Here is a 22,827-nt window from a genome sequence, read left to right as displayed (position 1 = left end):
AGGCCACCATGACACTGCGTGTCGCCATCAACGGTTTCGGACGCATCGGTCGCAACGTGCTGCGCGCACTCTACGAGAACGGCTATCGGGACCGTGTGCAGGTGGTCGCCATCAACGACCTCGGCGACCCGGCGCTCAACGCGCATCTGCTCAAGCATGACAGCGTGCACGGACGGTTCGGCCACGAGGTGTCCCACGACGAGGAGACGCTGACGGTCGACGGCGACCGTATCCAGATCCTGGCCCAGCGTGATCCTGCCCGGCTGCCGTGGAGCGAGCTGAAGATCGACCTGGTGATGGAGTGCACCGGGCTGTTCGTCAAGAAGGCCGATGCCGGCAAGCACCTCGAGGCCGGCGCCCGGCGCGTGCTGATCTCGGCGCCCAGTCCCGATGCCGATGCGACGGTCGTCCATGGCGTCAATGATGATGTGCTGACGGCCGAGCATCGTGTCGTTTCCAATGCGTCCTGCACCACCAACTGCCTGGCGCCGGTGGCCAAGGCGCTCAACGACAGCGTGGGCATCGACAACGGCCTGATGACCACCGTGCACGCCTATACCAACGATCAGAACCTCTCCGACGTCTATCACAAGGATCCGTACCGGGCGCGCAGCGCCACGCAGTCGATGATTCCCACCAGGACCGGTGCCGCGGCGGCGGTGGGCCTGGTGCTGCCGGAGCTCGACGGCAAGCTGGACGGCCTGGCCGTGCGCGTGCCGGTGATCAACGTCTCGCTGGTCGACCTGACCTTTACGGCCGGCCGCGAGACCAGCAAGGAGGAGATCAACGCCATCGTCGAGAAGGCCGCGGCCGACTCGCCGGTGCTGGCGGTCAACGCCCAGCCGCTGGTGTCGATCGACTTCAACCACGACGCCCATTCCTCCACCTTCGACGCCAACCACACCCGCGTCAACGGCCGTCTGGTCAAGGTCATGGCCTGGTACGACAACGAATGGGGCTTCTCCAACCGCATGCTGGATACGGCGCTGGCCATGCAGGCCGCGGCGGCCTGACGACGTATCCCACCCGGTGTGGCGGCGCGGGGGCAGCACGGCTTCGCGCACTCACGGCTCCGCACGGACGGTTTGCCGTCGCGTCGCCGCCTTAGTCTGTGAATGAATCGCGGTTAGCGAGTGCTTGGGGTGCCCTGGAGGCACCCTTTTTTCGTCCCGCCGGCCGGGCCCGGAATCCTTGTCGTGCGTCATGGTCGCCCGGATTGCCGCTACGCGGCATCGCCCGCCCTGCTAGGCTGGACTTGCATTGCGTCCCGAATGCAGGATTAGCTGATACACTGGGACAACAACTCTCGATTCATCCACCGGGTCAGCGTGTCATCACGCGCAGCAGCGTGACGCCGCGGGCCCTGACGACCGTGCGAACCGCCATCATGCGTGACTGTGTTGCTCAGGCTCATCTCTTGATCGGTGCGACCCTGCGTGATCCCGAACGACAGCGCGAAGGGCGCGTGGTCGGCGTGGACCAGACCCGCGAGGCGCCCGCACTGTGGATCCTCTGGGTCGAAGGCGCGGGCGCCGAGCGCGTGGTCATGAGCCATCGCGAACTGGCGGCGCTGGCGGCCGGGTGTACCGGGGCCGGGGTTCCGCCCGCTCCCCTGAAGGGCGGTCGCGCACGCCGCGCCGATGAGCGCCACGACGAGGAGGGGGCCGCCGAGTCGTCGGCCGATATCCCCCGGCGTCGCGTGTCCGGGGATCGCGGCGGCGACTGACGTCGCCTGCCTGTCAGGCGTGTGGTGAGCGACAGGTCCAGGGAACGGGAAAGAGGGGACACGATGAGCATGCCGGCGACGTCATTGCAGTTCCTGCCGCGCTTCATGGACGCCATGCTGTGTGCGTCTCCCGCCGTGGTCTACGCGACGAGCGCGGACTGGTGGCAGGGCGAGGTCCACTACCTGGGCCTGAATGTGGCGGCGCTGTGCGGCATCGAGCGTGACGCGCTGCGCGAGCAGCCCGGGCGATGGCTGGAATGCCTCGATTCCCAATGCCGCCGGCGGCTGCTGACACGCCTGGCCGAGGCCCGCCGCAACGGCGATTCCCGGCTGACCCTGCACTATGCCCTGACGCATCTCGACGGTTCCCGCCATCACCTGCAGGATGATCTCGTCCTGCATCGCGACACGGACGGCCGGGTCGTGGAGCTGGTGGGGTCGCTGGTCGATGTCACCGAGCGCCAGGCGCTGCTCGAGCGTTTCGAGAAGCTCAGCGAGCAGCTCCCCGGCACTCTCTACCAGTGTCGGCTGACCCCCGACGGCCGGCTCGACTTTCCCTTCGTCAGCGCCGGTATCCGGCGCCTGTTCGGGCTGCCGCCGGAAGCCGTCCTGCAGGAGGCGACGGCGGCGCTGGAGCGGGTACATCCGGAAGACGTCGAGGGGCTGTGGCGCAGCATCAACCGCAGCGCGCGGCGCCTGAGCGTCTGGCGCCACGAGTTTCGCTATCGTCACCCCGATGGCTATCAGCTCTGGGTCCAGGGGCAGGCCAAGCCCGAGCGCCAGGCGGATGGCAGCACCCTCTGGCACGGCTTCTGCGAGGATGTCACGCTGCGCAAGCAGGCGCAGCTGGCGCTGGCCGAGAACGAGCGCCGCTATCGCTTCATCGTCGAGAACGTCAGCGACCTGATCCTGCTGATCGATGCCGACGGGCTCTGCCGCTACGCCTCGCCCTCGGTCGAGCGCCTGCTGGGCTATGCGCCCCGGGCGATCCAGCAGCGCCCGCTGATCGAGCTGCTGCCGCCCGACGATGCGCCGCGCACCCAGCGGTATATCCACGAGACCTCGCGGCTGGGCAGCAATCTGCGCATCGAATTGCGTGCCCGGCATGCCAGGGGCCACTACATCTGGCTGGAGACGGCCTGCTCCCCCTACATCAGCCCCCTCAACGGGCGCTATGAATGGATACTCGCGGTGGCCCGCGACATCACCGACCGCAAGCGCCACGAGCGCAAGCTCCATGAGCTCTCGACCACCGACAGCCTGACCGGGGCGCTCAATCGCGGTGCCTTCCTGGGCTGCTTGAACTCGGCTCTCGAGCAGGCCGACGTCCTGGCGACCCGGCTGTCGCTGGTGATCTTCGACATCGACCATTTCAAGACCATCAACGATACCTGGGGGCACGCCGCCGGCGACCTGGTGCTGAGCAGCCTGGGCGACATCTGCCGCAGTACCTTGCGGGCCGAGGACATCTTCGGCCGTATCGGCGGCGAGGAGTTTGCCCTGTTGCTGTCGGCGCAGTCGCTGCAGGAGGCAGTGGTGCTGGCCGAGCGGCTGCGTCGCAAGTTCGAGAACGCCATGGTCGAATTCCATAACGAATGGCTCAATTTCACGGTCAGCTTCGGCGTCGCCGAGCGGCGTGACCACGAGACGGCCGAGGCACTCATGCACCGGGCCGACATGGGGCTCTATGCCGCCAAGCGTCATGGCCGCAACCGGGTCCACCAGGCTCTCGCCGAACCGGCCCCGGGGCGATAGCCGAACATGCCGAACAAGCAAGTCGAACAAGGAGAAACCATGCGCATGCTGCTCAAGTTCGTGTCCCTCCTGCCCGCGCTGCTGGCCCTGCTGGCGGCGCCGGTACTGGCCGCAACCGAGGCCCCCGCCGTGCCGATCGAACAGGGCCCGCGCGTGGTGGGCGAACCCTTCACCTATGAAACCGGTGGTCAGAGCTATCAGGGCTATCTGGCGCGCAATGTCGCCGACGACAAGCCGCGCCCCGCCGTGCTGGTCGTCCACGAGTGGTGGGGGCTCAACGACTATGCCCGCGACCGTGCCGACCAGCTGGCCGCACTGGGCTTTGTCGCCCTGGCCGTGGACATGTACGGCGATGGCCGCTCGACCACCCATCCCGACGAGGCCGGCAAGTTTGCCGGTCAGGTCATGCAGGACTGGCCCTCGGCGCGGGCCCGGCTGGAAGCCGCCATGGCCAGGCTGCGCAAGCAGCCGTTCGTGCGCGGCGATCGCATGGCGGCGCTCGGCTACTGCTTCGGCGGCGGCATCGTCATGAACATGGCGCTGGCCGGAATGCCGATCAAGGCGGCGATCAGCTTCCATGGCAGCCCCGCCCAGGCGGTCAGCAAGCCGCAGCCGTTCGACGGCGTGGTGCAGATCCACAACGGCGCCGAGGACCCGCTGGTCAAGCGCGAGGCGCTGACCGACATGGCGCAGGCGCTGAAGGCCCAGGGGGCCACGGTCAAGGTCATCAACTATCCGCACGCCAGGCACAGCTTCACCAATCCGGACGCCGATGCGGTCGCCGAACGCACCGGCCTGCCGCTCGGCTACGATGCGGCCGCCGACGCGGCGTCCTGGCAGGCGGCGCTGCTGACCCTGGACAAGACCCTCAACGGCAAGTGACGTCGGGCCGGGGGCCGGCGCGGAATCCCGGCGGCTAGAACAGGCCCATCAGCCTCAGCAGCCAGCGCCGATAGGGCGGATGAAGGCGGGTGACGCTGCTGTGCCGGGACTGGCGGAATACGCTGCGCTGATGGCTGAAGGTCAGGAAGCCGTGCTCACCGTGATAGGCACCGTGCCCGCTGGTGCCGATACCGCCGAAGGGCAGGGCGGGCTGGGCGATGTGCCACAGGGTGTCGTTGATCACCAGTCCGCCCGAGTGAGTGCGGGTCAGCAGCAGTCGCCGATGGGCGGGGTTGTCGGTGAAGGCATACAGCGCCAGCGGACGCGGGCGCGCATTGACGAAGTTCACCGCGGCGTCCATGTCCTGGACGCCGACCAGCGGCAGCAGCGGTCCGAAGATCTCCTCGCGCATGACCCGCAGCGACTGCTGGGGGTCGAGAATCAGGGTCGGCGCCAGCTTGCCGCCGGCCGCGAACGTGGCGTCGTCTCCGCCGATCTCGATCACCCGGCAGCCGCGCTGCTCGGCCTCGCGGCGCAGCGCGATCAGCCGCTCGCGCGCGGCGCTGCCGAGCAGCGCGCTGTAGTCGGGATTGCCGGCCGGATCGGGATACAGCTGCCGCACCGCGCGCTCCAGGGCCTCGGCGAAGGCGTTGAGGCGCCGCTGGGGCAGCAGCACGTAGTCCGGGGCGATGCACGTCTGGCCGGCGTTGAACCACTTGCCGAAGGCGATGCGCCGGGCGGCGTCGTCGAGATCGGTGGTCTCGTCGAGGATTGCCGGCGACTTGCCGCCCAGCTCCAGGGTGACCGGGGTCAGGTTGGCGGCCGCCGCCTGCGCGACCTGGCTGCCGGTCTCGGAGGAGCCGGTGAACAGCAGGTGATCGAAGGGCAGGGCGGCAAAGGCCCGGCTGGCGTCGGCGTCGCCGGTCACCACGCCCAGCTCGGCCGGGTCGAAATACCGGGCCACCAGCGACTGCAGCAGTTCCGCGGTGGCCGGGGCGTGTTCGCTGGGCTTGATCATGACCCGGTTGCCGGCGGCCAGGGCATCCACCGCCGGCAGCAGCGCCAGGTTCCAGGGGTAGTTCCACGGGGCCATGATGCCCACCACGCCCAGCGGCTGGGAATGGATCTCGGCCCGGGCCGGCCAGAAGCGCCAGCCGACCCGGACGCGGCGCGGGCGCATCCAGCGCCGCAGGTGGCGACGCGCATGGCGGATGGCCTGCTGCAGGGTGGTGAGCTCGGCCAGGCGCGTCTCGACGCGGGAGCGATGGCCAAAGTCACGGGCGATGGCGGCCTCGATCTCGCCGGCATGGCGACGCGTCAGCTGGGCCAGGCGTGCCAGCTGTCCCAGGCGCACGGACAGCGCCGGGTAGGGATGCGCGTCGTAGGCCTGACGCTGGGCGGCGAATAGCGTCTTCAGTGCGTGATCGGCCGAACGCTCCATGCGGTCTCCTCCTGAAAATGGCGGCTGTCGCGGCGACTCAGCCGGCACCAGCCATGATGCCGAAAAACGTGGCCACGAAACCACCGAACAACACGAATCCGGCGGCGGTCAGCCCGATCAGCAGGTAGCCGATGATCAGCGCGGCCAGCGCCCAGCTGTCGCCGCGTTCACCACGCCGGCGAATCTGGTGACGAGCCAGGTGGCCGCAGACCACGCCGGCCAGGGCGGCGGGCATGACGAACACCGCCAGCACGCTCAGGGCGAAGGCGGCGATCGCCATGGCATTGACGGGGCCGTCGTCGGGTGGCGCGGGGTGCGGGGCTGGTGTCATGGTTTCTCTCGAGCAGGGCATGGGGATACCCTAGCATCGCGACGTCGACCGTGGGGACACGATCGGCGTCGCGGCAGTGCCGCCGCTCCCGTCCGCCGTCAAGGAGTTTGCCGAATGCACTTCACGATCGACACCCTGCCGGCCCTCGAGGCCGTGTCCGCGCGGGACTGGGACGCGCTGGTGCCGGCCGATCAGCCCTTCCTGCGCCATGCCTTCCTGCACGCCCTGGAAGCCTCCGGGGCGGTCACGCCGGCTGCCGGCTGGACGCCGGCCCACCTGGTCGTGCGCCGCGAGGGAGCGCTGGTGGCGGCCCTGCCGCGCTATCGCAAGGTGCACTCCTTCGGCGAGTATGTCTTCGACTGGGCCTGGGCGGATGCCTGGGAGCGTGCCGGTGGCGACTACTATCCCAAGGGCCTGACGGCGGTGCCGTTCACGCCCGCCCCGGGCGCTCGCCTGCTGATCGCGCCGGGCGTTTCCCGGCGGGCGGTGATCGCCGAGCTGGCGGCGGCCTGCTGCGACGCCTCGCTGTCCAGCTGGCACCTGCTGTTCGCCGAGTCGGAGGAGGTCGACGACTGGCTGGCGGTGCGCCCCGACCTGCTCGAGCGGGCGTCGGTCCAGTTCCAGTGGCGGGATGCCGGCTACGGCGACTTCGCCGGCTTTCTGGCGGCGATGAGCGCCAAGCGCCGCAAGGAAGTGCGACGCGAGCGCCGCCGGGTGGCCGAACAGGGCCTGGAGATGGTGCGGCTGGAAGGCGAGGCGATCGACGCCGCCGCGCTCGAGCATTTCTACCGCTGCTATCGGATCACCTATCACGAGCGCGGCCAGCAGCCCTACCTGTCGCGGGATTTCTTCCGCCGGCTGCGGGCGACGATGCCCGAGACTCTGCTGCTGGTGCAGGCCCGTCACGGCGGCCGCCCGGTGGCGGCCGCGCTCTGCGTGCAGGGCAGCGACACCCTCTACGGGCGCTACTGGGGCAGCGAGGTGGAGGCCGACTGCCTGCACTTCGAGGCCTGCTACTACCAGGGCATCGAGCACTGTCTGGAGAAGGGGCTGACGCGCTTCGACCCCGGGACCCAGGGCGAGCACAAGGTGAGCCGCGGGTTCGCGCCGCGCCGTCTGCGTTCGCTGCACTACATCGCCCATCCCGGCTTCCGCGACGCGGTGGCGCGCTTCTGCGCCGAGGAGCGCGAGCACATCGCCGCCTATCAGCATCATGTCGAGGCGCGGCTACCGTTTCGGCGTGCCTGAGACGCGGGCGGTGAACTCCGGACGACCAAGCGAGGAGACGTCATGAAGAAAGCGGACTGGCCGTCACGCCTGGCCCCGCTGGGCCTCGAACCCAGCGAGGCGCCACAGACGCTGGGCGGTGGTGACAGCGCCGACGTCTGGCGGGTCGCGACGCGTCAGGGGGCGATGGTGATCAAGCGGGACGACCCTGCGACGCTGCGGCTGGAGGCCGACGGCCTTCAGGCGCTGCGCGAGGCCGGCAGTGGCCTGGTGGTGCCGGCGGTGATCGCCCTGGACGATGACCTGCTGGTGATGGAGGCGCTGGACGGTTCCGCACCCCGCGATCCGGCCCGGCTCGGCGAAGGGCTGCGTCGCCTGCATGCCGTGGTCGGACCCTATCATGGCTGGCCCCGCGACAATCGCTGCGGGCCGACGCCGCAGTGCAACACGCCGGAGGCGGACGGGCGGGCCTTCCAGCGTGAACGGCGCCTGCTGGCGCTGGGCGAGGCTTGTCGGCAGCGAGGCCTGCTCGACGCGACGGCCGGCGAGCGTCTGGCCGTGATCGCCGCGCGTCTCGAACAATGGTTGCCGGATGCCGAGCCGCGGCTCGTCCACGGCGACCTGTGGTCGGGCAACGTGCTGTATACCCCCGATGGGCCGGCGCTCATCGACCCGGCCGTTTATTACCATTATCCCGAGGTGGATCTGGCCATGCTGACGCTGTTCGGACGGCCCGGTGAGGCGTTCTTCGAGGCCTACTGGGACGGCGGGCCGCCGGCGGACTGGCCGCGTCGCGAGCGGCTCTTCCAGCTCTATCCGCTGCTCAACCACCTCTACCTGTTCGGCGGCGGCTACCGGGCCGCGGTGACGGCGACCCTCGACGCGCTCGGCGGTTGAAGGGCGCGTCAGCGCGCGAGCAGGCCGAACAGGGCGTCGATCACCGCGCCGCCCTGTTCATGCAGGGCGTAGTCGTGCGGATTGCGCAGCCAGTCGTGAAACAGCCCCCCGAGGCAGGACTGCAGCAGCTGCGTGGCCATCTCCGGCGACAGCGCCGGGTTGAGATGGCCGTCGTCCTGCGCCTCCCGGAACTTGTCCAGCAGCGCCGCGAAGCAGTTGCGGCTCAATGGGGTCTGCATCTCCAGGGGGTCGATGTCGCTGAAGAACTCGCAGCGGTGGATGAGGATCGAGTGAATCCGCTGGTACTGCGGACGCTCGAGGCGCATGAAGCTCTCGTGGCAGGCCAGGCGGATGCACTCCAGTGGCGACTCGGGCTCGTGGCGGGCCTCGATATCCTCGGCCAGCTCCTCGAAGGGCATGCGAACCCGGTCGAGCAGGGCGTGGAAGAGGTCGGCCTTGTTGCGAAAGTGCCAGTAGACGGCGCCGCGCGTCATGCCGGCCTGGCGCGCGATCTGTTCCAGCGAGGTGCGGGCCACGCCCTTGTCGAAGAACAGTGTCTCGGCCGCGTCGAGAAGGGCTTCCCGCGTTGCCTCGGCTTCGGCTTTGGTGCGTCTGGCCATGACGAGTGAAGGCTCCGGGAACGAAAGGGGAACACGTCGGGACGGGCATCTTAACGCACCCGCGGCGTGTTTACATTCACTGTTGTATGGGGGTAGGCTTGCCGCCAACCTGACACACATCGAGGAACAGACCATGCCGATCCCGACGAGTCCGCGCCGGCTGCAAGGCGTCCTGTGGGCGTCGGTGGCGCTCGTGCTGGCCCTGGCCGGGTGCAGCGACGAGAAGGCCGCCGGTAACGCCCAGGGGCAGCAGCAGTCACCCCCGCTCAAGGCGCAGGTGATGACGCTGTCACCCCGCGACCTGCCGGTCGACAAGGCCTACTCGGCACTGCTGCGCAGCGACCAGGAAGTGGACGTGGTCGCCCGGGTGACCGGCCAGCTGCAGAAGCGCGAGTTCCAGGAGGGGGCGCATGTCGAGCAGGGGCAGTCGCTGTTCGTCATCGAGCCCGACCGCTACCGGGCGGTGGTCGCCCAGCGCCAGGCGGACCTGGAAAGCGCCAAGGCCGAACAGTATCGCGCCCAGCGCAACTGGGAGCGCTATCAGCGCCTCTACCAGCAGAAGTCGGTGAGCCAGCAGCAGCGCGACGAGGCCCGGGCCGATCTGCTCGCCGCCCAGGCGTCGGTGGCCCAGGCCAGCGCGGCGCTCGAGGATGCGCAGCTGGATCTCAATTACAGCAGCGTCGAGGCGCCGGTGGCCGGCCAGGTCAGCCTGAGCGAGGTCAACGTCGGCAACCTGGTGCAGCCGCAGCAGGTGATGGCCACCATCACCCCGCTCAAGACCCTGCAGGCGCGCTTCTCGCTGACCCCGGACGATGCCATGGCCGTGCGTCTGCAGCGGCGCAACGACGAGACCATCACGCCGGTGGCGACCTCGCGCAACGGCCAGGGCGACAGCGAGCTGCGCGGCGAGCTGACCTTCGTCGGCTCGCGGGTCGACCGCAACACCGGCACCGTGCAGGCGGAGGCCACCTTCGCCAATCCCGATGCGCTGTTCCTGCCCGGTCAGTTCGTGCGCCTGACCCTGGATGGGCTGGTGCTGCCGAACGTCATCGCGGTGCCCGAGATCGCTGTGGTCGAGGGGCGTGAAGGGCCCCAGGTCTACGTCGTCGGCGACGACGGCAAGGCCAAGCCGGTCACGGTCAACCTGGGCGAGCGCTCCGAGGCCTGGGTCGTCGTCCAGCAGGGGCTCGAGGCCGGTCAGCGGGTGGTGGTATCCAACGTCGCCAGCGTGCGCCCGGGGCAGGCCATCGACGCCCAGCCCTTCGACGGCGAGGCCGAGACGGTTGTCGGCGATGCCGCGAAATCCGACGGCGATGCCGCGAAATCCGGCGGCGCCGATGACAAGGCAGCGAGCCAGGGGGCTCAGGGCTGATGAACTTCTCGAGCTTCTTCATCCGGCGGCCGGTCTTCGCCAGCGTCCTGTCGATCATCATCGTGATCGCCGGGGTGATGGCGCTGCGCGTGCTGCCGGTCGAGCAGTACCCGCAGCTGGTGCCGCCCGAGGTCCAGGTGCGCGCCAGCTACCCCGGCGCCAGCGCCCAGACGCTCTCGGAAACCGTGGCGGCGCCGCTGGAGCAGGCGATCAACGGCGTCGACAACCTGCTCTACATCAACTCGACCAGTGCCGACAGCGGGGTGGTGACGGTCTCGGTGACCTTCGCCATCGGCACCGATCCCGATCAGGCAACCATCGACGTCAACAACCGGGTTCAGCAGGCCATGGCGCAGCTGCCCAACGTGGTGCAGCAACAGGGTGTGGAGGTCCGCAAGCGGTCGTCGAGCATCCTGCAGGTGATCACGGTGTCGTCGAACAACGGCGAGTACGACCCGGTCTTCATCAGCAACTATGCGTTGACCAACATCATCGATGCGCTCAAGCGCACGCCCGGTGTCGGCAATGCCCAGCTGTTCGGGGCCAAGGACTACTCGATCCGGGTCTGGCTCGACCCGGAGAAGATGGCCGACTACGACATCACCGCCAGCGAGGTGGCCGCCGCGGTTCGCTCGCAGAACACCCAGTTCGCGGCGGGCAAGTTGGGCGCCGAGCCGTTGAAGCACCCGCGTCCCTATACCTTCACCATCACCACCGAGGGACGCTTCTCCAGTGTCGAGCAGTTCGAGAACATCCTGCTGCGCACCGACGACAGCGGCGCCTCGCTCAAGCTGGGTGACATCGCCCGCGTCGAGCTGGGCGCCCAGGACTACTCCTTCGTCGGCCGGCTCAACAACAAGCCGACGGTGCCGATCGGCATCTTCCTGCAGCCGGGGGCCAATGCCCTGGAGACCTCGGTCGCCGTGCAGAAGGCCATGGAGAAGCTGTCCGAGAAGTTCCCGGAAGGCCTGAACTACTCGATTCCCTACGACACCACCAAGTTCGTCAAGCTGTCCATCGAGGAGGTGATCAACACCTTCATCGAGGCGCTGGCGCTGGTGGTGGTCGTGGTGTTCGTCTTCCTGCAGAAGTGGCGGGCGGCGATCGTGCCGATCATCGCCGTGCCGATCTCCATCGTCGGTACCTTCGCCGGCATGTACCTGCTCGGCTACTCGATCAACCTGCTGACGCTGTTCGGCATGATCCTGGCGATCGGCATCGTGGTCGACGACGCCATCATCGTCATCGAGAACGTCGAGCGCATCATGGAGGAGGAGGACGTCTCGCCGAAGCAGGCCGCGCTCAAGGCGATGCGCGAGATCTCCGGGCCGATCGTCGCGGTCACCCTGGTCATGGCCTCGGTGTTCATTCCCGTGGGCTTCCTCGGCGGCATCTCCGGGCAGCTCTACAGCCAGTTCGCGATCACCATCGCCATCTCGGTGTTGATCTCGGCGATCGTCGCGCTGACGCTGTCGCCGGCGATGTGCGCGCTGCTGCTCAAGCCACACGACAAGGAACCGATGGCGCCGTTCCGCTGGTTCAACCGGGGTTTCGACAAGGCCACGCGCGGCTATCTCGCCGGGGTGAGCTTCATGGTCAAGCGGGCGATCCTCGGCGTGGTGCTGTTCCTCGGCTTCTGCGGCCTCACCGCCTACCTGTTCACGCGGCTGCCCAGCGGTCTGGTACCGTCCGAGGACCAGGGCTACTACCTGGCTATCACCCAGCTGCCGCCGGCCTCGTCGCTGCAACGGACCGATACCTTCAACCAGAAGGTGGTCGATGGCATGCTTGACTTCCCGGGCGTGAAGAGCGTGGTGTCGTTCGCCGGCTATGACATCCTCGCCAGCGCCCAGCTACCCAACGCCGGGGTGGCCTTCGTCACCCTGGACGACTGGTCCAAGCGGCCCGTCACCGCCCCGCAACTGGTGGGCAAGACCTTCCAGATGGGCTCGCAGCTTCCCGATGGCCGGGTGATCGCCTTCAATCCGCCGCCCATCCAGGGCATGTCGACCACCGGCGGCTTCGAGGGCTATTTGCAGTCCACCGAGGGGGCGTCGCCGAAGGAGATCGAGGCCAAGGCCCGGGCGCTGGTCAAGGCTGCCAACCAGCGGCCCGAGCTTTCCCAGGTGCGGACCACCATGAGCACCAGCGTGCCGATCTACAGCGCCACGGTGGATCGCGACAAGGCACGCAGCATGGGCATCGCGCTCGACGATGTCTACTCGACCATGCAGAGCACCTTCGGCACCCTGTACGTCAACGACTTCACCCTGTTCGGACGCAACTTCCAGGTCAATCTGCAGTCCGAGGGCGAGTACCGCGACACTCCCGAGGACCTGGACAACGTCTTCGTGCGTGCCGACAGCGGGCGGATGGTGCCGCTGTCGAGTGTGGTGACGCTGACGCGTAGCCAGGCGCCGAGCATTATCCAGCGCTTCAACCTGTTCCCGGCGGCCAAGATCCAGGGCCAGCCGGCCGAGGGCTACAGTTCCGGACAGGCGCTGGCGGCGATGCAGGACGTGGTAAATCAGACGGTCGGCAAGGACTACCAGATGGGCTGGACCGGCGAGGCCTACCAGCAGCAGAGCTCGTCGGGCAACGCGAACCTGGCGCTGATCTTCGGCGTGGTGATGGTCATCCTGATCCTTGCCGCCCAGTACGAGCGCTGGTCGCTGCCGCTGGTGGTGATCACCGCGGTGCCGTTCGCCATGTTCGGCGCGGCGGTGGCGGTGATCCTGCGCGGCCTGACCAGTGACGTCTACTTCCAGGTCGGCCTGCTGGTGCTGATCGGCCTGGCGGCGAAGAACGCGATCCTGATCGTCGAGTTCGCCGTCGACCAGCGCCAAGCCGGCAAGGGCATTGTCGAGTCGGCGAAGGAGGCGGCACGGCTGCGTTTCCGGCCGATCATCATGACCTCGTTCGCGTTCATCGTCGGGGTGATCCCCCTGGCGACAGCGACCGGGGCCAGCTCGGCCAGCCGTCACTCGATCGGCACCGCCGTGATCGGCGGCATGCTCGGCGCGACGTTGATCGCGATCTTCTTCGTGCCGATGTTCTTTACGCTGGTGACGCGCTTCGAGACCTGGCTCGATCGCAAGCGCGGCAAGACCGGTGAGGGCGAGGTGGCGACCGACAGCGACCACTGATCCCGACCCGCGAACGCCGTACCGCAGAAAGCCAGGGCCCGCGGGCCTTGGCTTTCCTGTTTCGGGGCGTCAGGCTTGGCACAACGTCAATCACGCGAGGAGAAGACATGGCGCTGGCGCGACTGGCAGGCGGGCTGTTCCTGCTGCTGATGGTGGCCCTGCCGGTGCAGGCGCAGGGGTTGCCCGCGAGCCTGGGAAGCGGCGGTGACAAGCCCGCCGCCCAGGCCGATCCGCAGGCGCTGCGCGACTCGCTGGATCAAGTGATCGGCATGCTCGAGGACGATGCCCGGCGCGGCCAGCTCCTCGAGCAGCTCAAGGCCCTGCGCGAGGGCACGGCCGTGGCCGCACCGGGGCAGGACGGCGAGCCGCGTCAGGGTCTGCTGGGCGCGCTGGCGGACTCGCTCACCGACCTCGGCGCGCAGGCCGAGGCCGGGCATTCTCCGCTGGATATCTGGCAGCTTCGCTCCGAGTGGGCGCTGGCCGACCTGCAGCGGTTGATCGATACCATGGGGCGAGAAGAGCTGCTGCGCCAGAGCCTCGAGGCGGCGGTGCTGCTGGCGATCTGGCTCGGCCTGGCACTGCTGCTGGCCGGTGCCGGCCGCTGGATTGTCTCGCGGCGCGACTGGCCGCTGGCCCTGCCACCGGAGCCGCGTCCGGCGCTGCTGGTGGTACATTTCCTGCGCAAGGTGCTGCCCTGGGGGCTGGCCTTCCTGATCATGCTGCTGGGGCTGCGCTGGCTGGTACCGCTGAGTCCGGCCCGGGCTGTGGTGCTGGTCATCGCCTACGTCACGCTCTGCGGCCAGTTGCTCGCCACGGTATTCGATACGGTGATCTCGGTGTTCACCCACGGGCACCGGCGGGTCGCCGTCCAGCTGCTGCGCCGCCAGGCACCGAAGCGCCTGTTCTGGATCGGCGTGCTGGCCGCCTTCGGCGACGCCGCCAACAGCGATCGGCTTACGACTCTGCTGGGCCCCAGCCTGGCCGACTGGCTGTCGGTGATGGGTAATGTGCTGGCGGGGCTCATCAGCGGTGCGCTGGTCATTCGGCTGCGTCGGCCGGTCAAGCACCTGATTCTCAATCGCCCCTATTCCCACCGGCGTGACAACAGTTCGCTGCGCGACCTGGCCAACGTGCTGGGGCATTTCTGGCACATTCCGGCGCTGTTGCTGATCGTCGCCTCGCTGGTCGCCATCTTCGTCTCGGCCGGCGACGCCGACGGCGCCTTCACCCGGGCTATCCTCTGCGCGGCCCTGCTGGTGCTCACCCTGGTGGTCAGCGGTGGGCTGCGCCGTCACGCCGAGCGTGCCACCCGGCGGCGGCGCAAGTCCCAGTACCGGCGACGCCTCGAGCGCTTCGGCTACACCCTGGCGCAGTTCCTGTGCTGGGGGCTGTTCGCGGAGCTGTCGCTGCGGATCTGGGGGCTGTCGCTGTTCGGCATCGGCGCGGAGGGGGCGGTGAGTGCGCGCATCGGCCAGGCGCTGCTGCGCATCGGCCTGACCGTGCTGCTGGCCTGGCTGACCTGGATCTTCGCCGATACCGCGATCCAGCGGGCCCTGCGCGGCAGCGGTCGCTCGCGGGGGCGGCGCGTCAACAGCGCCCGGGCCCAGACCATCACGCCGATGATCCGCAACGTGGTGTTTGCCACCATCTTCATCATCGCGGCGATTGTCGGGCTGGCCAACCTGGGCGTCAACGTCACGCCGCTGCTGGCCGGTGCCGGGGTGATCGGTCTGGCGATCGGCTTCGGCGCCCAGACGCTGGTCCAGGACCTGATCACCGGGCTGTTCATCCTCATCGAGGACTCGCTGTCGATCGACGACTTCGTCGACGTCGGCGGTCACATGGGCACGGTGGAGGGGTTGAGTCTGCGTACCGTGCGCCTGCGCGATCTCGACGGCATCGTGCACATCATTCCCTTCAGCCAGATCAAGGGCATCCAGAACTTCGCCCGCGAGTTCGGCATCGCCCTGATGCGCATCCGCGTGCCCCACACCATGCGCATCGAGGCGGCCATCGAGCTGGTGCGGGAGGTGGCCGACGGCCTGCGCCAGGACCCCATGATGCGCCACCATATCTGGTCGCCGCTGGAGCTGCAGGGGATCGAGAGCTTCGACCAGGGGGCGGCGATCCTGCGGGTACGCATGCGCACCAGCCCGCTGATGCAGTGGGACGTGGCCCGGGCCTTCAACCTGCGCCTCAAGCAGCGGCTCGACGAGACCGGCCAGGACCTGTCGCTGCCGCGGTTGAGCGTGGTGCTCGAGAACCCGGCCGCTAGCGCCGGATCGGGCGGCACGCCCGCCGACATTCGGCGCCGGCACGGGATGGCACCCCCCGACGAGGGCGATGCGGACCCCATGTAGCCTGCGGCTGGTCACAGCCAGGCACCCGCCAGCAGGCCGAGTAGCGCCGCGCCGAGCAGGGCGGCGGCCCACCGCCAGGGACGTCGTGACGCGGCGGAGGTGTCGCCGCCGGCGACCAGGGCATCGAGCTTGTCGGCGAGTTCCTGGTGACGCGACAGGCTGCGGTCGGAATCCTGCGAAAAGTCGTTGGCCACGTCATCCTGCCAGTGCGGGGCGTGGGTCAGTCCCAGGCGGGCGCGCAGCCGGCCGAGATCGCCGAGCGTGGCGTGCAGCTGGTCGTAGGCCTCGCGCCGGGCGGGGATCCGCAGCACGGCGTCGGCGTCCTGCCGGAGGGCGGTGTGTCGGCAGGCCTCGATGGCGGTGTCGAGCGTCTCGGGCGAGGCGTCGGCCGGCACGCCCAGGCGTTTATACAAATCGCGCATCTTGCATCAGGTGCTCGTAGGCTTTCTGGATTCGCTGGAACTGACGGGAGGCCAGCGCCATGCGGCTTTCGCCCTGGGCGTGGAAGCGGTCGGGGTGATGCAGCTGCGCCAGGCGGCGGTAGGCGCGCTTGATCTCGCCTCGCGAGGCGCGGTCATCGAGGCCCAGCACGCGCAGGGCGTGGGCGGTGTCGAAGCTCGGCGGAGGCCGGGTCCCGTCGTGTTCCTGGCCCCGTTGCCGCTCGCGCTCCTGCTCGCGTCGCCGCCGCGCGGCTTCCTCCTCGTGCCGGCGCTGCTGGGCGCGTTCGCGCTGTCGGCGGGCCCGGTCGGCGCGTTCCCGCTCGCGGTGCCGGCGGGTCTGCTCGTCGCGTCGCCGGGCTTCCTCCTCGGCCTGACGGCGGGCTCTTGCCTCGGCTTCCTCGCGACGCCGGGTCTCCGACGCCCGGCGATGCCGGGCGTCTTCCTCGGCCCGGGCCTGCGCGGTGTCGTCGGCGTGGGCCCGGCGCTGATGGCGATGCTCGCGCTCGGCCCAGTAGCCGGCGCGGCTGGGGTCCTCCGGGCGTGGCAGCGGCTGGCCGGTGACGCTCTTGAACAGGGCCGACAGGGCCCCCGGCGCGACGCCCAGCAGGTCGGCGAGAAAGCGCAGCACGTGATGATTGCGGTGCGAGGGCGGGCCGCCGCTGGTCGCCAGGGCAATGGCCTGGCGCAGGAAGGGATGTGCCGGCTCGCCCTGCCAGTCCTTCTGCAGCACCTCGGCGGCCAGCTGGATGGCCGCCATGTCCTGGGTGGCGGCGGTCTCGATCAGCGGCGCCAGGGCATGGCCGTGATGAAAGTCGCCGGCCAGGGTGTCGAGGTAGTCGCGGTCCTCCGGCAGGGCGCGCGCCTTGTTGGCCAGGATCCAGGCCAGCATCAGCAGGGCGGCGGTGTCCGTCTGGTTGCGGCTTTTCAGCAGCAGCAGCTCGAACGGCGTGAAGGACGATGGCGGCATCGACGACTCCCGTCGGCGGGCGGTGAGCGGCATGGTGTCGGGAGGCCGAGTATAACGAACCCCCCGGCCGGTGACAGGCGTGAGGGCTGCATCCTTGGTCTGATGCGGCACGGGCCTCGGTCGTCCGCGCCGTCGGAATGGCTCAGCCGGCGGCCGCCAGGCTGATGAAGAACCCGGCGAGCACCGCGGACATCAGGTTCGAGAGGGTGCCGGCGAGCACCGCCTTGAGACCAAAGCGGGCGATCTCGTGGCGCCGGCCGGGGGCCATGCTGCCCAGTCCGCCGAGCAGGATGGCGATCGACGACAGGTTGGCGAAGCCGCACAGCGCGAACGACAGCACCGCCTGGGTATGGGCGCTCATCGCCTCGCCGGTGGCGGCCACCACCTGGTCGCCGCTGATGTAGGGGGCGAGATTGACATAGGCGACGAACTCGTTGACCACCAGCTTCTGACCGATGAAGGAGCCGGCTACCGTGGCCTCGTGCCAGGGGATGCCGAGCAGGAAGGCCAGCGGCGAGAACAGCCAGCCGAGGATCAGTTCCAGGCTCAGGTCGTCCATGCCGATCCAGCCGCCGACGCCGCCGAGGATGCCGTTGATCAGCGCGATCAGGGCGATGAAGGCGAGCAGCATGGCGCCCACGTTGGCGGCCAGGCGCAGCCCCGAGGAGGCCCCCTCGGCGGCGGCGTCGAGCACGTTGGAGGGTCTCGATTCGGCCTCGATCTGCTCGACGTGGCGGGTGTCGTCGTCCGGCGTGTCGGTCTCGGGCATCAGCAGCTTGGCGAACAGCAGCCCGCCGGGCGCCGCCATGAAGGAGGCGGCGACCAGATAGTCCATGGGGATGCCCAGCGCGGCGTAGCCGCCCAGCACCGACCCGGCCACCGAGGCCAGGCCGCCGCACATCACCGCGAACAGCTCCGAGCGGGTCATGCCGGCGATGAAGGGGCGCACCACCAGCGGCGCCTCGGTCTGGCCGACGAAGATGTTGGCGGTGGCCGACATCGACTCGGTGCGCGAGGTGCCCAGCACCTTCTGCAGCAGGCCGCCGAGCAGCCGGATCACCCGCTGCATGATGCCCAGGTAGTAGAGCACGGCGATCAGCGAGGAGAAGAAGATGATCACCGGCAGGACCTTGATGGCGAAGATGAAGCCCACGCCGCTGCCGGGGTCGGCGAGGCTGCCGAACAGGAAGTTGATGCCGTCGTCGGCGTAGGCGACCACCTGGCTGACTGCATCCGCAATGGCCTCGAGCACGCTCTGGCCGAAGGGCACGTAGAGCACGAAGGCACCGATGCCGGCCTGGAGCGCGAAGGCGCCGCCCACGGTGCGCAGGCGAATGGCGCGGCGATTGGACGAGAACAGCACCGCGATCAGGATCAGGGTGGCCATCCCGACCAGGCTCATTAGACTTGTCATGGCAGGGGACTCCGGTACAGGATCAGGGGCTTGCCTCGAGAGGGAACCCGAAAGGCGGTGGTGTGTCAAAGGCCTGGTCGTGACCCTGCCGGCCCGCCACTCCATATGCCATGCCCGGATGTGTGTCAAGGTGCGACACCCTGCGGCAAATCGTCCCTTCTCATTCATGCGCCGTTCATCGACAATACGCGCGTTCTGCGGCAAGGGCAGATCAGCCTATCGACGCTCGCTGGGATCCCCACCAGCACGCCATCCCTGAATAGCGACTGCCGGACAGTGCACCCGCCCTGTCGACTTGCCGGACAGGCGTCGTGGCAAACGTCGCCTGCGCCAGGTTTCCCCGCGAGACCTGGCGCAGCGGTATTTGTCGGTGGTCGTCTTCATGCTCTGACGAGGTCGCGAGATGAGGAAAAAGAAATACCCACGTATTTTCAACATCTTGCCGCTTCTGTTGCCATTGCTGTTGAGTGGCTGCGGATCGGCATTGATGGCCCCCAAGGGGGAGGTCGGCAGCGAGCTCAAGTCGCTGATCCTGACGGCGTTCGGTCTCATGCTGATCGTCGTGATTCCGGTCATCGTCATGACGCTGCTGTTCGCCTGGCGGTATCGGCACAGCAACCTGATGGCCAAGTACGCACCGGACTGGTCGCACTCCAACAAGATCGAAGTGGTGGTGTGGCTCATACCCTGCGTCATCATCTTCTTCCTGGCGATCCTCACCTGGCAGACGTCGCACTCGCTCGATCCGCACAAGCCGCTGGCCGACAAGGAAGACACCCTGGAGATCCAGGCCGTCTCGCTCGACTGGAAGTGGCTGTTCATCTATCCGGAACAGGGCATCGCGACCGTCAATGAAGTGGCCTTCCCGGTGGATACGCCGGTGCACTTCCGCGTGTCCTCCGGTTCGGTGATGAACTCCTTCATGATCCCCACGCTGGGCAGCCAGATCTATGCCATGGCCGGCATGGACAACGATGTTCACCTGATCGCCGACAAGACGGGCACCTATCCGGGGCGCTCCACCAACTTCAGTGGCGCCGGCTTCGCCGAGATGACCTTCGACGCGCATGTCACGTCCGAGCAGGACTTCCAGGCCTGGGTCGACAAGGTCCGCAACGCCAACGACGACACCCTGTCGTTCCCCGACAGCTATCGTCAGCTGGCCGAGCCGAGCGAGGACGTGCCGGTTAAGTACTACTCGAACGTCTCGCCGAGTCTGTACAAAGACATCATCGACAGCTTCCGTTATGGAGATGGTGGTCAAGGCGCGCATGCCGAAGAGCATGACGAAGTGGCCATGAGCGCGGAGGCAGCGGAGTAACGTTATGTTCGGAAAACTCAGCTTAGAAGCGATACCCTATCACGAGCCGATCATCATGGTGACGGCGGCGGTCATCGGGATCGTCGGCGCCGCCGTTGTCGGCCTCCTCACCTATTATCGCAAGTGGGGCTATCTATGGTCGGAGTGGATCACCTCCATCGACCACAAGAAGCTCGGCATCATGTATTTCCTGGTGGCCCTGGTGATGCTGGTCCGCGGCTTTGCCGACGCGATCATGATGCGCAGCCAGCAGGCCATCGCCGCCGGCGGCTCCGAAGGCTATCTGCCGCCCGAGCACTATGACCAGATCTTTTCCGCCCACGGCGTGATCATGATCTTCTTCGTCGCCATGCCCATGGTCATCGGCCTGATGAACCTGGTAGTACCGCTGCAGATCGGTGCCCGCGACGTGGCCTTCCCGTTCATGAACAACCTGAGCTTCTGGCTGTTCGCGGCGGGTGTCGTGCTGGTCAACGTCTCCCTGGTGGTCGGCGAGTTCGCCAAGACCGGCTGGCTGGCCTATGCGCCGCTGTCGGAGACGGCCTACAGTCCCGGCGTCGGGGTCGACTACTGGATATGGGCGCTGCAGATATCGGGGATCGGCACCACGCTGACCGGTATCAACTTCTTCGTCACCATCCTGAAGATGCGCACCAAGGGCATGAAGCTGTTCCGCATGCCGATCTTCACCTGGACGGCGCTGTGCACCAACGTGCTGATCATCGCCTCCTTCCCGATCCTGACCGCGACCATCGCGCTGCTGACGCTGGATCGCTACCTGGGCATGCACTTCTTCACGAATGACCTGGGCGGCAACCAGATGATGTACGTCAACATGATCTGGGCCTGGGGTCACCCCGAGGTGTACATCCTGATCCTGCCGGCCTTCGGTGTCTTCTCCGAGGTCATCGCGACCTTCTCCAAGAAGCGCCTGTTCGGCTACAACACCATGGTCTGGGCGACGGTGGCGATCACCATCCTGTCGTTCATGGTCTGGCTGCACCACTTCTTCACCATGGGCGCCGGCGCCAACGTCAACGCCTTCTTCGGCATCGCCACGATGATCATCGCGATACCCACGGGCGTGAAGATCTTCAACTGGCTGTTCACCATGTACCGCGGCCGGGTGCAGTTCACCTCGCCGGTGCTGTGGACCCTCGGCTTCATCATCACCTTTACCCTGGGTGGCATGACCGGCGTGATGCTGGCCGTCCCGGGCGCCAACTTCGTGCTGCACAACAGCCTGTTCGTGATCGCGCACTTCCACAACGTGATCATCGGCGGCGTGGTGTTCGGCATGATGGCGGGCTATGCCTACTGGTTCCCCAAGGCGTTCGGTTTCAAGCTGGACGAGAAGTGGGGCAAGCGCAGCTTCTGGTGCTGGCTGATCGGCTTCTACATGGCCTTCATGCCGCTGTACGTGCTGAGCTTCTACGGGGCCATGCGGCGCATGCAGTCCTACGAGAACGCCAGCTGGCAGCCGCTGATGATCGTCGCCTGGGTGGGTGCCGTCATCATCCTGCTGGGCATTCTCTGCACCGTGATCCAGCTGATCGTCAGTATCCGTGATCGCGAGAAGAATGCCGATGTCACCGGTGACCCGTGGGATGCCCGTACCCTGGAGTGGGCCGTGTCCTCTCCGCCCCCGTACTACAACTTCGCGCATCTGCCGGAAGTCAACTCCATCGACCAGTTCTGGGAGATGAAGAAGCAGGAAGGCTTCGCCGCGCAGGCACCGACGCAGTATCACGACGTGCACATGCCGAAGAACACCGCGGCGGGTCCGATCATGGGCATCATCAGTATCGTCTTCGGCTTCGCCCTGATCTGGCACATCTGGTGGCTGGCCGCATTGAGTGCCGCAGGGATGTTCGTGACCTTCCTGATGCGCATCTTCAATGACGATATCGACTACCACGTCCCCGCGGCGGAGGTCGAGCGCATCGAACGCGAGCACCACAAACGGCTGGAGATGCAGGCGTAATATGGCTACCGATACTCTCACCAACCACAGCGCTCATGCTCCCGAGCATGAGCACCACGATACCGGCGCCATCAAGGTCTTCGGTTTCTGGATCTACCTGATGAGTGACCTGATCATCTTCGGGTCACTGTTCGCCGCCTATGCCGTGCTCTCGCCGAACACGGCGGGCGGTCCGACGCCCGAGGAGATCTTCGAACTGCCGTTCGTGCTGGTCGAGACCTTCCTGCTGCTGTTCAGTAGTTTCACCTACGGCATGGCCGTGCTGGCCATGAACGACGACCGTACCGAGCAGGTGCGCAACTGGCTGGTGATCACCTTCCTGCTGGGCGCCGGCTTCGTGGGGATGGAGATCTACGAGTTCCATAACCTGGTCGTGGAAGGCTTCGGCCCGGATCGCAGTGCCTTCCTGTCGTCGTTCTTCACCCTGGTCGGCACCCACGGTACCCACGTGACCTTCGGCCTGATCTGGATCCTGGTGATGATCTTCCAGGTGTCCACCAAGGGGCTGACCGACGTGACTCGCCCGCGGATCATGTGCCTGAGCCTGTTCTGGCACTTCCTGGACATCGTCTGGATCTGCGTGTTCACCATCGTCTACCTGATGGGGGTTCTGTGATATGAGTGGTTCTCACAACGCACCCGGTGGTGCCAGCCACGGCAGCGTCAAGTCCTACGTGGCCGGCCTGATCCTGTCGATCGTGCTGACGGTGATCCCGTTCGGCGTGGTGATGAGCGGCGGGTTCAGCACCTCGACCACGGTCGTGACGATCCTGATCATGGCGGTGCTGCAGGTACTCGTTCAGCTGGTCATGTTCATGCACCTGGATACCAAGTCCGAGGATGGCTGGAACTTCAATGCCATCATCTTCGCGGGCATCATCCTGGTGCTGATCGTCGGTGGCTCGATCTGGATCATGCACAACCTCATGCTCAACATGATGTGA

Annotated in this window: 19 protein-coding genes; 13 read left to right on the top strand and 6 right to left on the bottom strand. The window is 67.4% G+C overall.

What is annotated here, in order from left to right; translation table 11 throughout:
• Nucleotides 1-8: 8 nt before the first annotated feature.
• From gap to KGQ91_RS00630, 4 genes are all read left to right on the top strand, one after another.
• Nucleotides 9-1,013, top strand: coding sequence for a type I glyceraldehyde-3-phosphate dehydrogenase (gap, locus tag KGQ91_RS00645; protein WP_224416656.1), 1,005 nt, complete (start codon nucleotides 9-11; stop codon nucleotides 1,011-1,013).
• 404 nt (nucleotides 1,014-1,417) lie between these two features.
• Nucleotides 1,418-1,726: a hypothetical protein gene (locus KGQ91_RS00640; protein WP_224419999.1), complete on the top strand. Its 309-nt coding sequence runs from the start codon at nucleotides 1,418-1,420 to the stop codon at nucleotides 1,724-1,726.
• 63 nt (nucleotides 1,727-1,789) lie between these two features.
• Nucleotides 1,790-3,481: a sensor domain-containing diguanylate cyclase gene (locus KGQ91_RS00635; protein ID WP_224419998.1), complete on the top strand. Its 1,692-nt coding sequence runs from the start codon at nucleotides 1,790-1,792 to the stop codon at nucleotides 3,479-3,481.
• 39 nt (nucleotides 3,482-3,520) lie between these two features.
• Nucleotides 3,521-4,363 (top strand): dienelactone hydrolase family protein, encoded by an 843-nt coding sequence (locus KGQ91_RS00630; protein WP_224416658.1) that lies wholly within the window; start codon nucleotides 3,521-3,523, stop codon nucleotides 4,361-4,363.
• Between the two features lie 34 nt (nucleotides 4,364-4,397).
• On the opposite strand, the gene KGQ91_RS00625 is transcribed toward KGQ91_RS00630, so the two are convergent.
• Both KGQ91_RS00625 and KGQ91_RS00620 read right to left on the bottom strand, forming a co-directional pair.
• Nucleotides 4,398-5,804: a coniferyl aldehyde dehydrogenase gene (locus KGQ91_RS00625; protein ID WP_224419997.1), complete on the bottom strand. Its 1,407-nt coding sequence runs from the start codon at nucleotides 5,802-5,804 to the stop codon at nucleotides 4,398-4,400.
• A gap of 37 nt (nucleotides 5,805-5,841) precedes the next feature.
• Nucleotides 5,842-6,135, bottom strand: a complete 294-nt coding sequence (locus KGQ91_RS00620) for a DUF4190 domain-containing protein (protein WP_224419996.1) — start codon at nucleotides 6,133-6,135, stop codon at nucleotides 5,842-5,844.
• Nucleotides 6,136-6,249: 114 nt separating this feature from the next.
• Between KGQ91_RS00620 and KGQ91_RS00615 the strand changes: the two genes are divergently transcribed.
• On the top strand, nucleotides 6,250-7,383 hold the full coding sequence (locus KGQ91_RS00615; RefSeq protein WP_224419995.1) for a GNAT family N-acetyltransferase: 1,134 nt from the start codon (nucleotides 6,250-6,252) through the stop codon (nucleotides 7,381-7,383).
• A 42-nt stretch (nucleotides 7,384-7,425) separates the two neighbouring features.
• Entirely contained in the window at nucleotides 7,426-8,259 is an 834-nt protein-coding gene (locus KGQ91_RS00610) for a fructosamine kinase family protein (protein ID WP_224419994.1), read from the top strand.
• Nucleotides 8,260-8,267: 8 nt separating this feature from the next.
• Here the strand turns inward: KGQ91_RS00610 and KGQ91_RS00605 are convergent, their stop codons facing one another.
• Nucleotides 8,268-8,879, bottom strand: a complete 612-nt coding sequence (locus KGQ91_RS00605) for a TetR family transcriptional regulator (RefSeq protein WP_224419993.1) — start codon at nucleotides 8,877-8,879, stop codon at nucleotides 8,268-8,270.
• Nucleotides 8,880-9,012: 133 nt separating this feature from the next.
• Here KGQ91_RS00605 and KGQ91_RS00600 point away from each other — a divergent pair, with 133 nt between their 5' ends.
• From KGQ91_RS00600 to KGQ91_RS00590, 3 genes are all read left to right on the top strand, one after another.
• Nucleotides 9,013-10,251, top strand: a complete 1,239-nt coding sequence (locus tag KGQ91_RS00600; RefSeq protein ID WP_224419992.1) for an efflux RND transporter periplasmic adaptor subunit — start codon at nucleotides 9,013-9,015, stop codon at nucleotides 10,249-10,251.
• Nucleotides 10,251-13,397: an efflux RND transporter permease subunit gene (locus KGQ91_RS00595; protein WP_224419991.1), complete on the top strand. Its 3,147-nt coding sequence runs from the start codon at nucleotides 10,251-10,253 to the stop codon at nucleotides 13,395-13,397. Before KGQ91_RS00600 ends, KGQ91_RS00595 begins: the two co-directional genes overlap by 1 nt.
• Nucleotides 13,398-13,504: 107 nt before the next feature.
• Nucleotides 13,505-15,757 carry a mechanosensitive ion channel family protein gene (locus KGQ91_RS00590; RefSeq protein WP_224416666.1) on the top strand — a complete coding sequence of 751 codons (2,253 nt, stop codon included), beginning with the start codon at nucleotides 13,505-13,507 and terminating at the stop codon, nucleotides 15,755-15,757.
• A gap of 11 nt (nucleotides 15,758-15,768) precedes the next feature.
• Here KGQ91_RS00590 and KGQ91_RS00585 read toward each other — a convergent pair whose 3' ends face one another.
• The 3 genes from KGQ91_RS00585 to KGQ91_RS00575 form a co-directional block, all read right to left on the bottom strand.
• A complete protein-coding gene (locus KGQ91_RS00585; protein WP_163649197.1) occupies nucleotides 15,769-16,179 on the bottom strand; it encodes a hypothetical protein in 411 nt (136 codons plus the stop codon).
• The gene (locus KGQ91_RS00580; RefSeq protein ID WP_224419990.1) at nucleotides 16,163-17,164 is read right to left on the bottom strand and encodes a J domain-containing protein; all 1,002 of its coding nucleotides are present in this window, start codon (nucleotides 17,162-17,164) and stop codon (nucleotides 16,163-16,165) included. Before KGQ91_RS00580 ends, KGQ91_RS00585 begins: the two co-directional genes overlap by 17 nt.
• A gap of 142 nt (nucleotides 17,165-17,306) precedes the next feature.
• Nucleotides 17,307-18,578, bottom strand: a complete 1,272-nt coding sequence (locus KGQ91_RS00575; protein ID WP_224419989.1) for a NupC/NupG family nucleoside CNT transporter — start codon at nucleotides 18,576-18,578, stop codon at nucleotides 17,307-17,309.
• A gap of 403 nt (nucleotides 18,579-18,981) precedes the next feature.
• On the opposite strand from KGQ91_RS00575, the gene cyoA reads away from it, so the two are divergent.
• The 4 genes from cyoA to cyoD are packed head-to-tail and all read left to right on the top strand — an operon-like array spanning nucleotide 18,982 to nucleotide 22,827.
• Nucleotides 18,982-19,899, top strand: a complete 918-nt coding sequence (gene cyoA / locus KGQ91_RS00570; protein WP_224419988.1) for a ubiquinol oxidase subunit II — start codon at nucleotides 18,982-18,984, stop codon at nucleotides 19,897-19,899.
• A 4-nt stretch (nucleotides 19,900-19,903) separates the two neighbouring features.
• Nucleotides 19,904-21,883, top strand: a complete 1,980-nt coding sequence (gene cyoB, locus KGQ91_RS00565) for a cytochrome o ubiquinol oxidase subunit I (RefSeq protein WP_224419987.1) — start codon at nucleotides 19,904-19,906, stop codon at nucleotides 21,881-21,883.
• Between the two features lies 1 nt (nucleotide 21,884).
• Nucleotides 21,885-22,499, top strand: a complete 615-nt coding sequence (locus KGQ91_RS00560; protein WP_163649192.1) for a cytochrome o ubiquinol oxidase subunit III — start codon at nucleotides 21,885-21,887, stop codon at nucleotides 22,497-22,499.
• A 1-nt stretch (nucleotide 22,500) separates the two neighbouring features.
• On the top strand, nucleotides 22,501-22,827 hold the full coding sequence (cyoD, locus tag KGQ91_RS00555) for a cytochrome o ubiquinol oxidase subunit IV (RefSeq protein WP_163649191.1): 327 nt from the start codon (nucleotides 22,501-22,503) through the stop codon (nucleotides 22,825-22,827).

Origin of the sequence: Modicisalibacter tunisiensis, from assembly GCF_020148005.1 — a bacterium.
In the GTDB taxonomy this organism is placed as follows: domain Bacteria; phylum Pseudomonadota; class Gammaproteobacteria; order Pseudomonadales; family Halomonadaceae; genus Modicisalibacter; species Modicisalibacter tunisiensis.
This window is presented reverse-complemented; position numbering and strand designations above follow the sequence as displayed.

Bases quoted from the DNA above. Each gene is read 5' to 3' on its own strand.
- KGQ91_RS00610 (WP_224419994.1), top strand. From the start codon at position 7,426: ATGAAGAAAGCGGACTGGCCGTCACGCCTGGCCCCGCTGGGCCTCGAA.
- cyoD (WP_163649191.1), top strand. From the start codon at position 22,501: ATGAGTGGTTCTCACAACGCACCCGGTGGTGCCAGCCACGGCAGCGTC.
- cyoA (WP_224419988.1), top strand. From the start codon at position 18,982: ATGAGGAAAAAGAAATACCCACGTATTTTCAACATCTTGCCGCTTCTG.
- cyoB (WP_224419987.1), top strand. From the start codon at position 19,904: ATGTTCGGAAAACTCAGCTTAGAAGCGATACCCTATCACGAGCCGATC.
- KGQ91_RS00575 (WP_224419989.1), bottom strand. From the start codon at position 18,578: ATGACAAGTCTAATGAGCCTGGTCGGGATGGCCACCCTGATCCTGATC.
- KGQ91_RS00590 (WP_224416666.1), top strand. From the start codon at position 13,505: ATGGCGCTGGCGCGACTGGCAGGCGGGCTGTTCCTGCTGCTGATGGTG.
- KGQ91_RS00560 (WP_163649192.1), top strand. From the start codon at position 21,885: ATGGCTACCGATACTCTCACCAACCACAGCGCTCATGCTCCCGAGCAT.
- KGQ91_RS00585 (WP_163649197.1), bottom strand. From the start codon at position 16,179: ATGCGCGATTTGTATAAACGCCTGGGCGTGCCGGCCGACGCCTCGCCC.
- KGQ91_RS00630 (WP_224416658.1), top strand. From the start codon at position 3,521: ATGCGCATGCTGCTCAAGTTCGTGTCCCTCCTGCCCGCGCTGCTGGCC.
- KGQ91_RS00620 (WP_224419996.1), bottom strand. From the start codon at position 6,135: ATGACACCAGCCCCGCACCCCGCGCCACCCGACGACGGCCCCGTCAAT.
- gap (WP_224416656.1), top strand. From the start codon at position 9: ATGACACTGCGTGTCGCCATCAACGGTTTCGGACGCATCGGTCGCAAC.
- KGQ91_RS00615 (WP_224419995.1), top strand. From the start codon at position 6,250: ATGCACTTCACGATCGACACCCTGCCGGCCCTCGAGGCCGTGTCCGCG.
- KGQ91_RS00605 (WP_224419993.1), bottom strand. From the start codon at position 8,879: ATGGCCAGACGCACCAAAGCCGAAGCCGAGGCAACGCGGGAAGCCCTT.
- KGQ91_RS00580 (WP_224419990.1), bottom strand. From the start codon at position 17,164: ATGCCGCCATCGTCCTTCACGCCGTTCGAGCTGCTGCTGCTGAAAAGC.
- KGQ91_RS00635 (WP_224419998.1), top strand. From the start codon at position 1,790: ATGAGCATGCCGGCGACGTCATTGCAGTTCCTGCCGCGCTTCATGGAC.
- KGQ91_RS00625 (WP_224419997.1), bottom strand. From the start codon at position 5,804: ATGGAGCGTTCGGCCGATCACGCACTGAAGACGCTATTCGCCGCCCAG.
- KGQ91_RS00600 (WP_224419992.1), top strand. From the start codon at position 9,013: ATGCCGATCCCGACGAGTCCGCGCCGGCTGCAAGGCGTCCTGTGGGCG.
- KGQ91_RS00595 (WP_224419991.1), top strand. From the start codon at position 10,251: ATGAACTTCTCGAGCTTCTTCATCCGGCGGCCGGTCTTCGCCAGCGTC.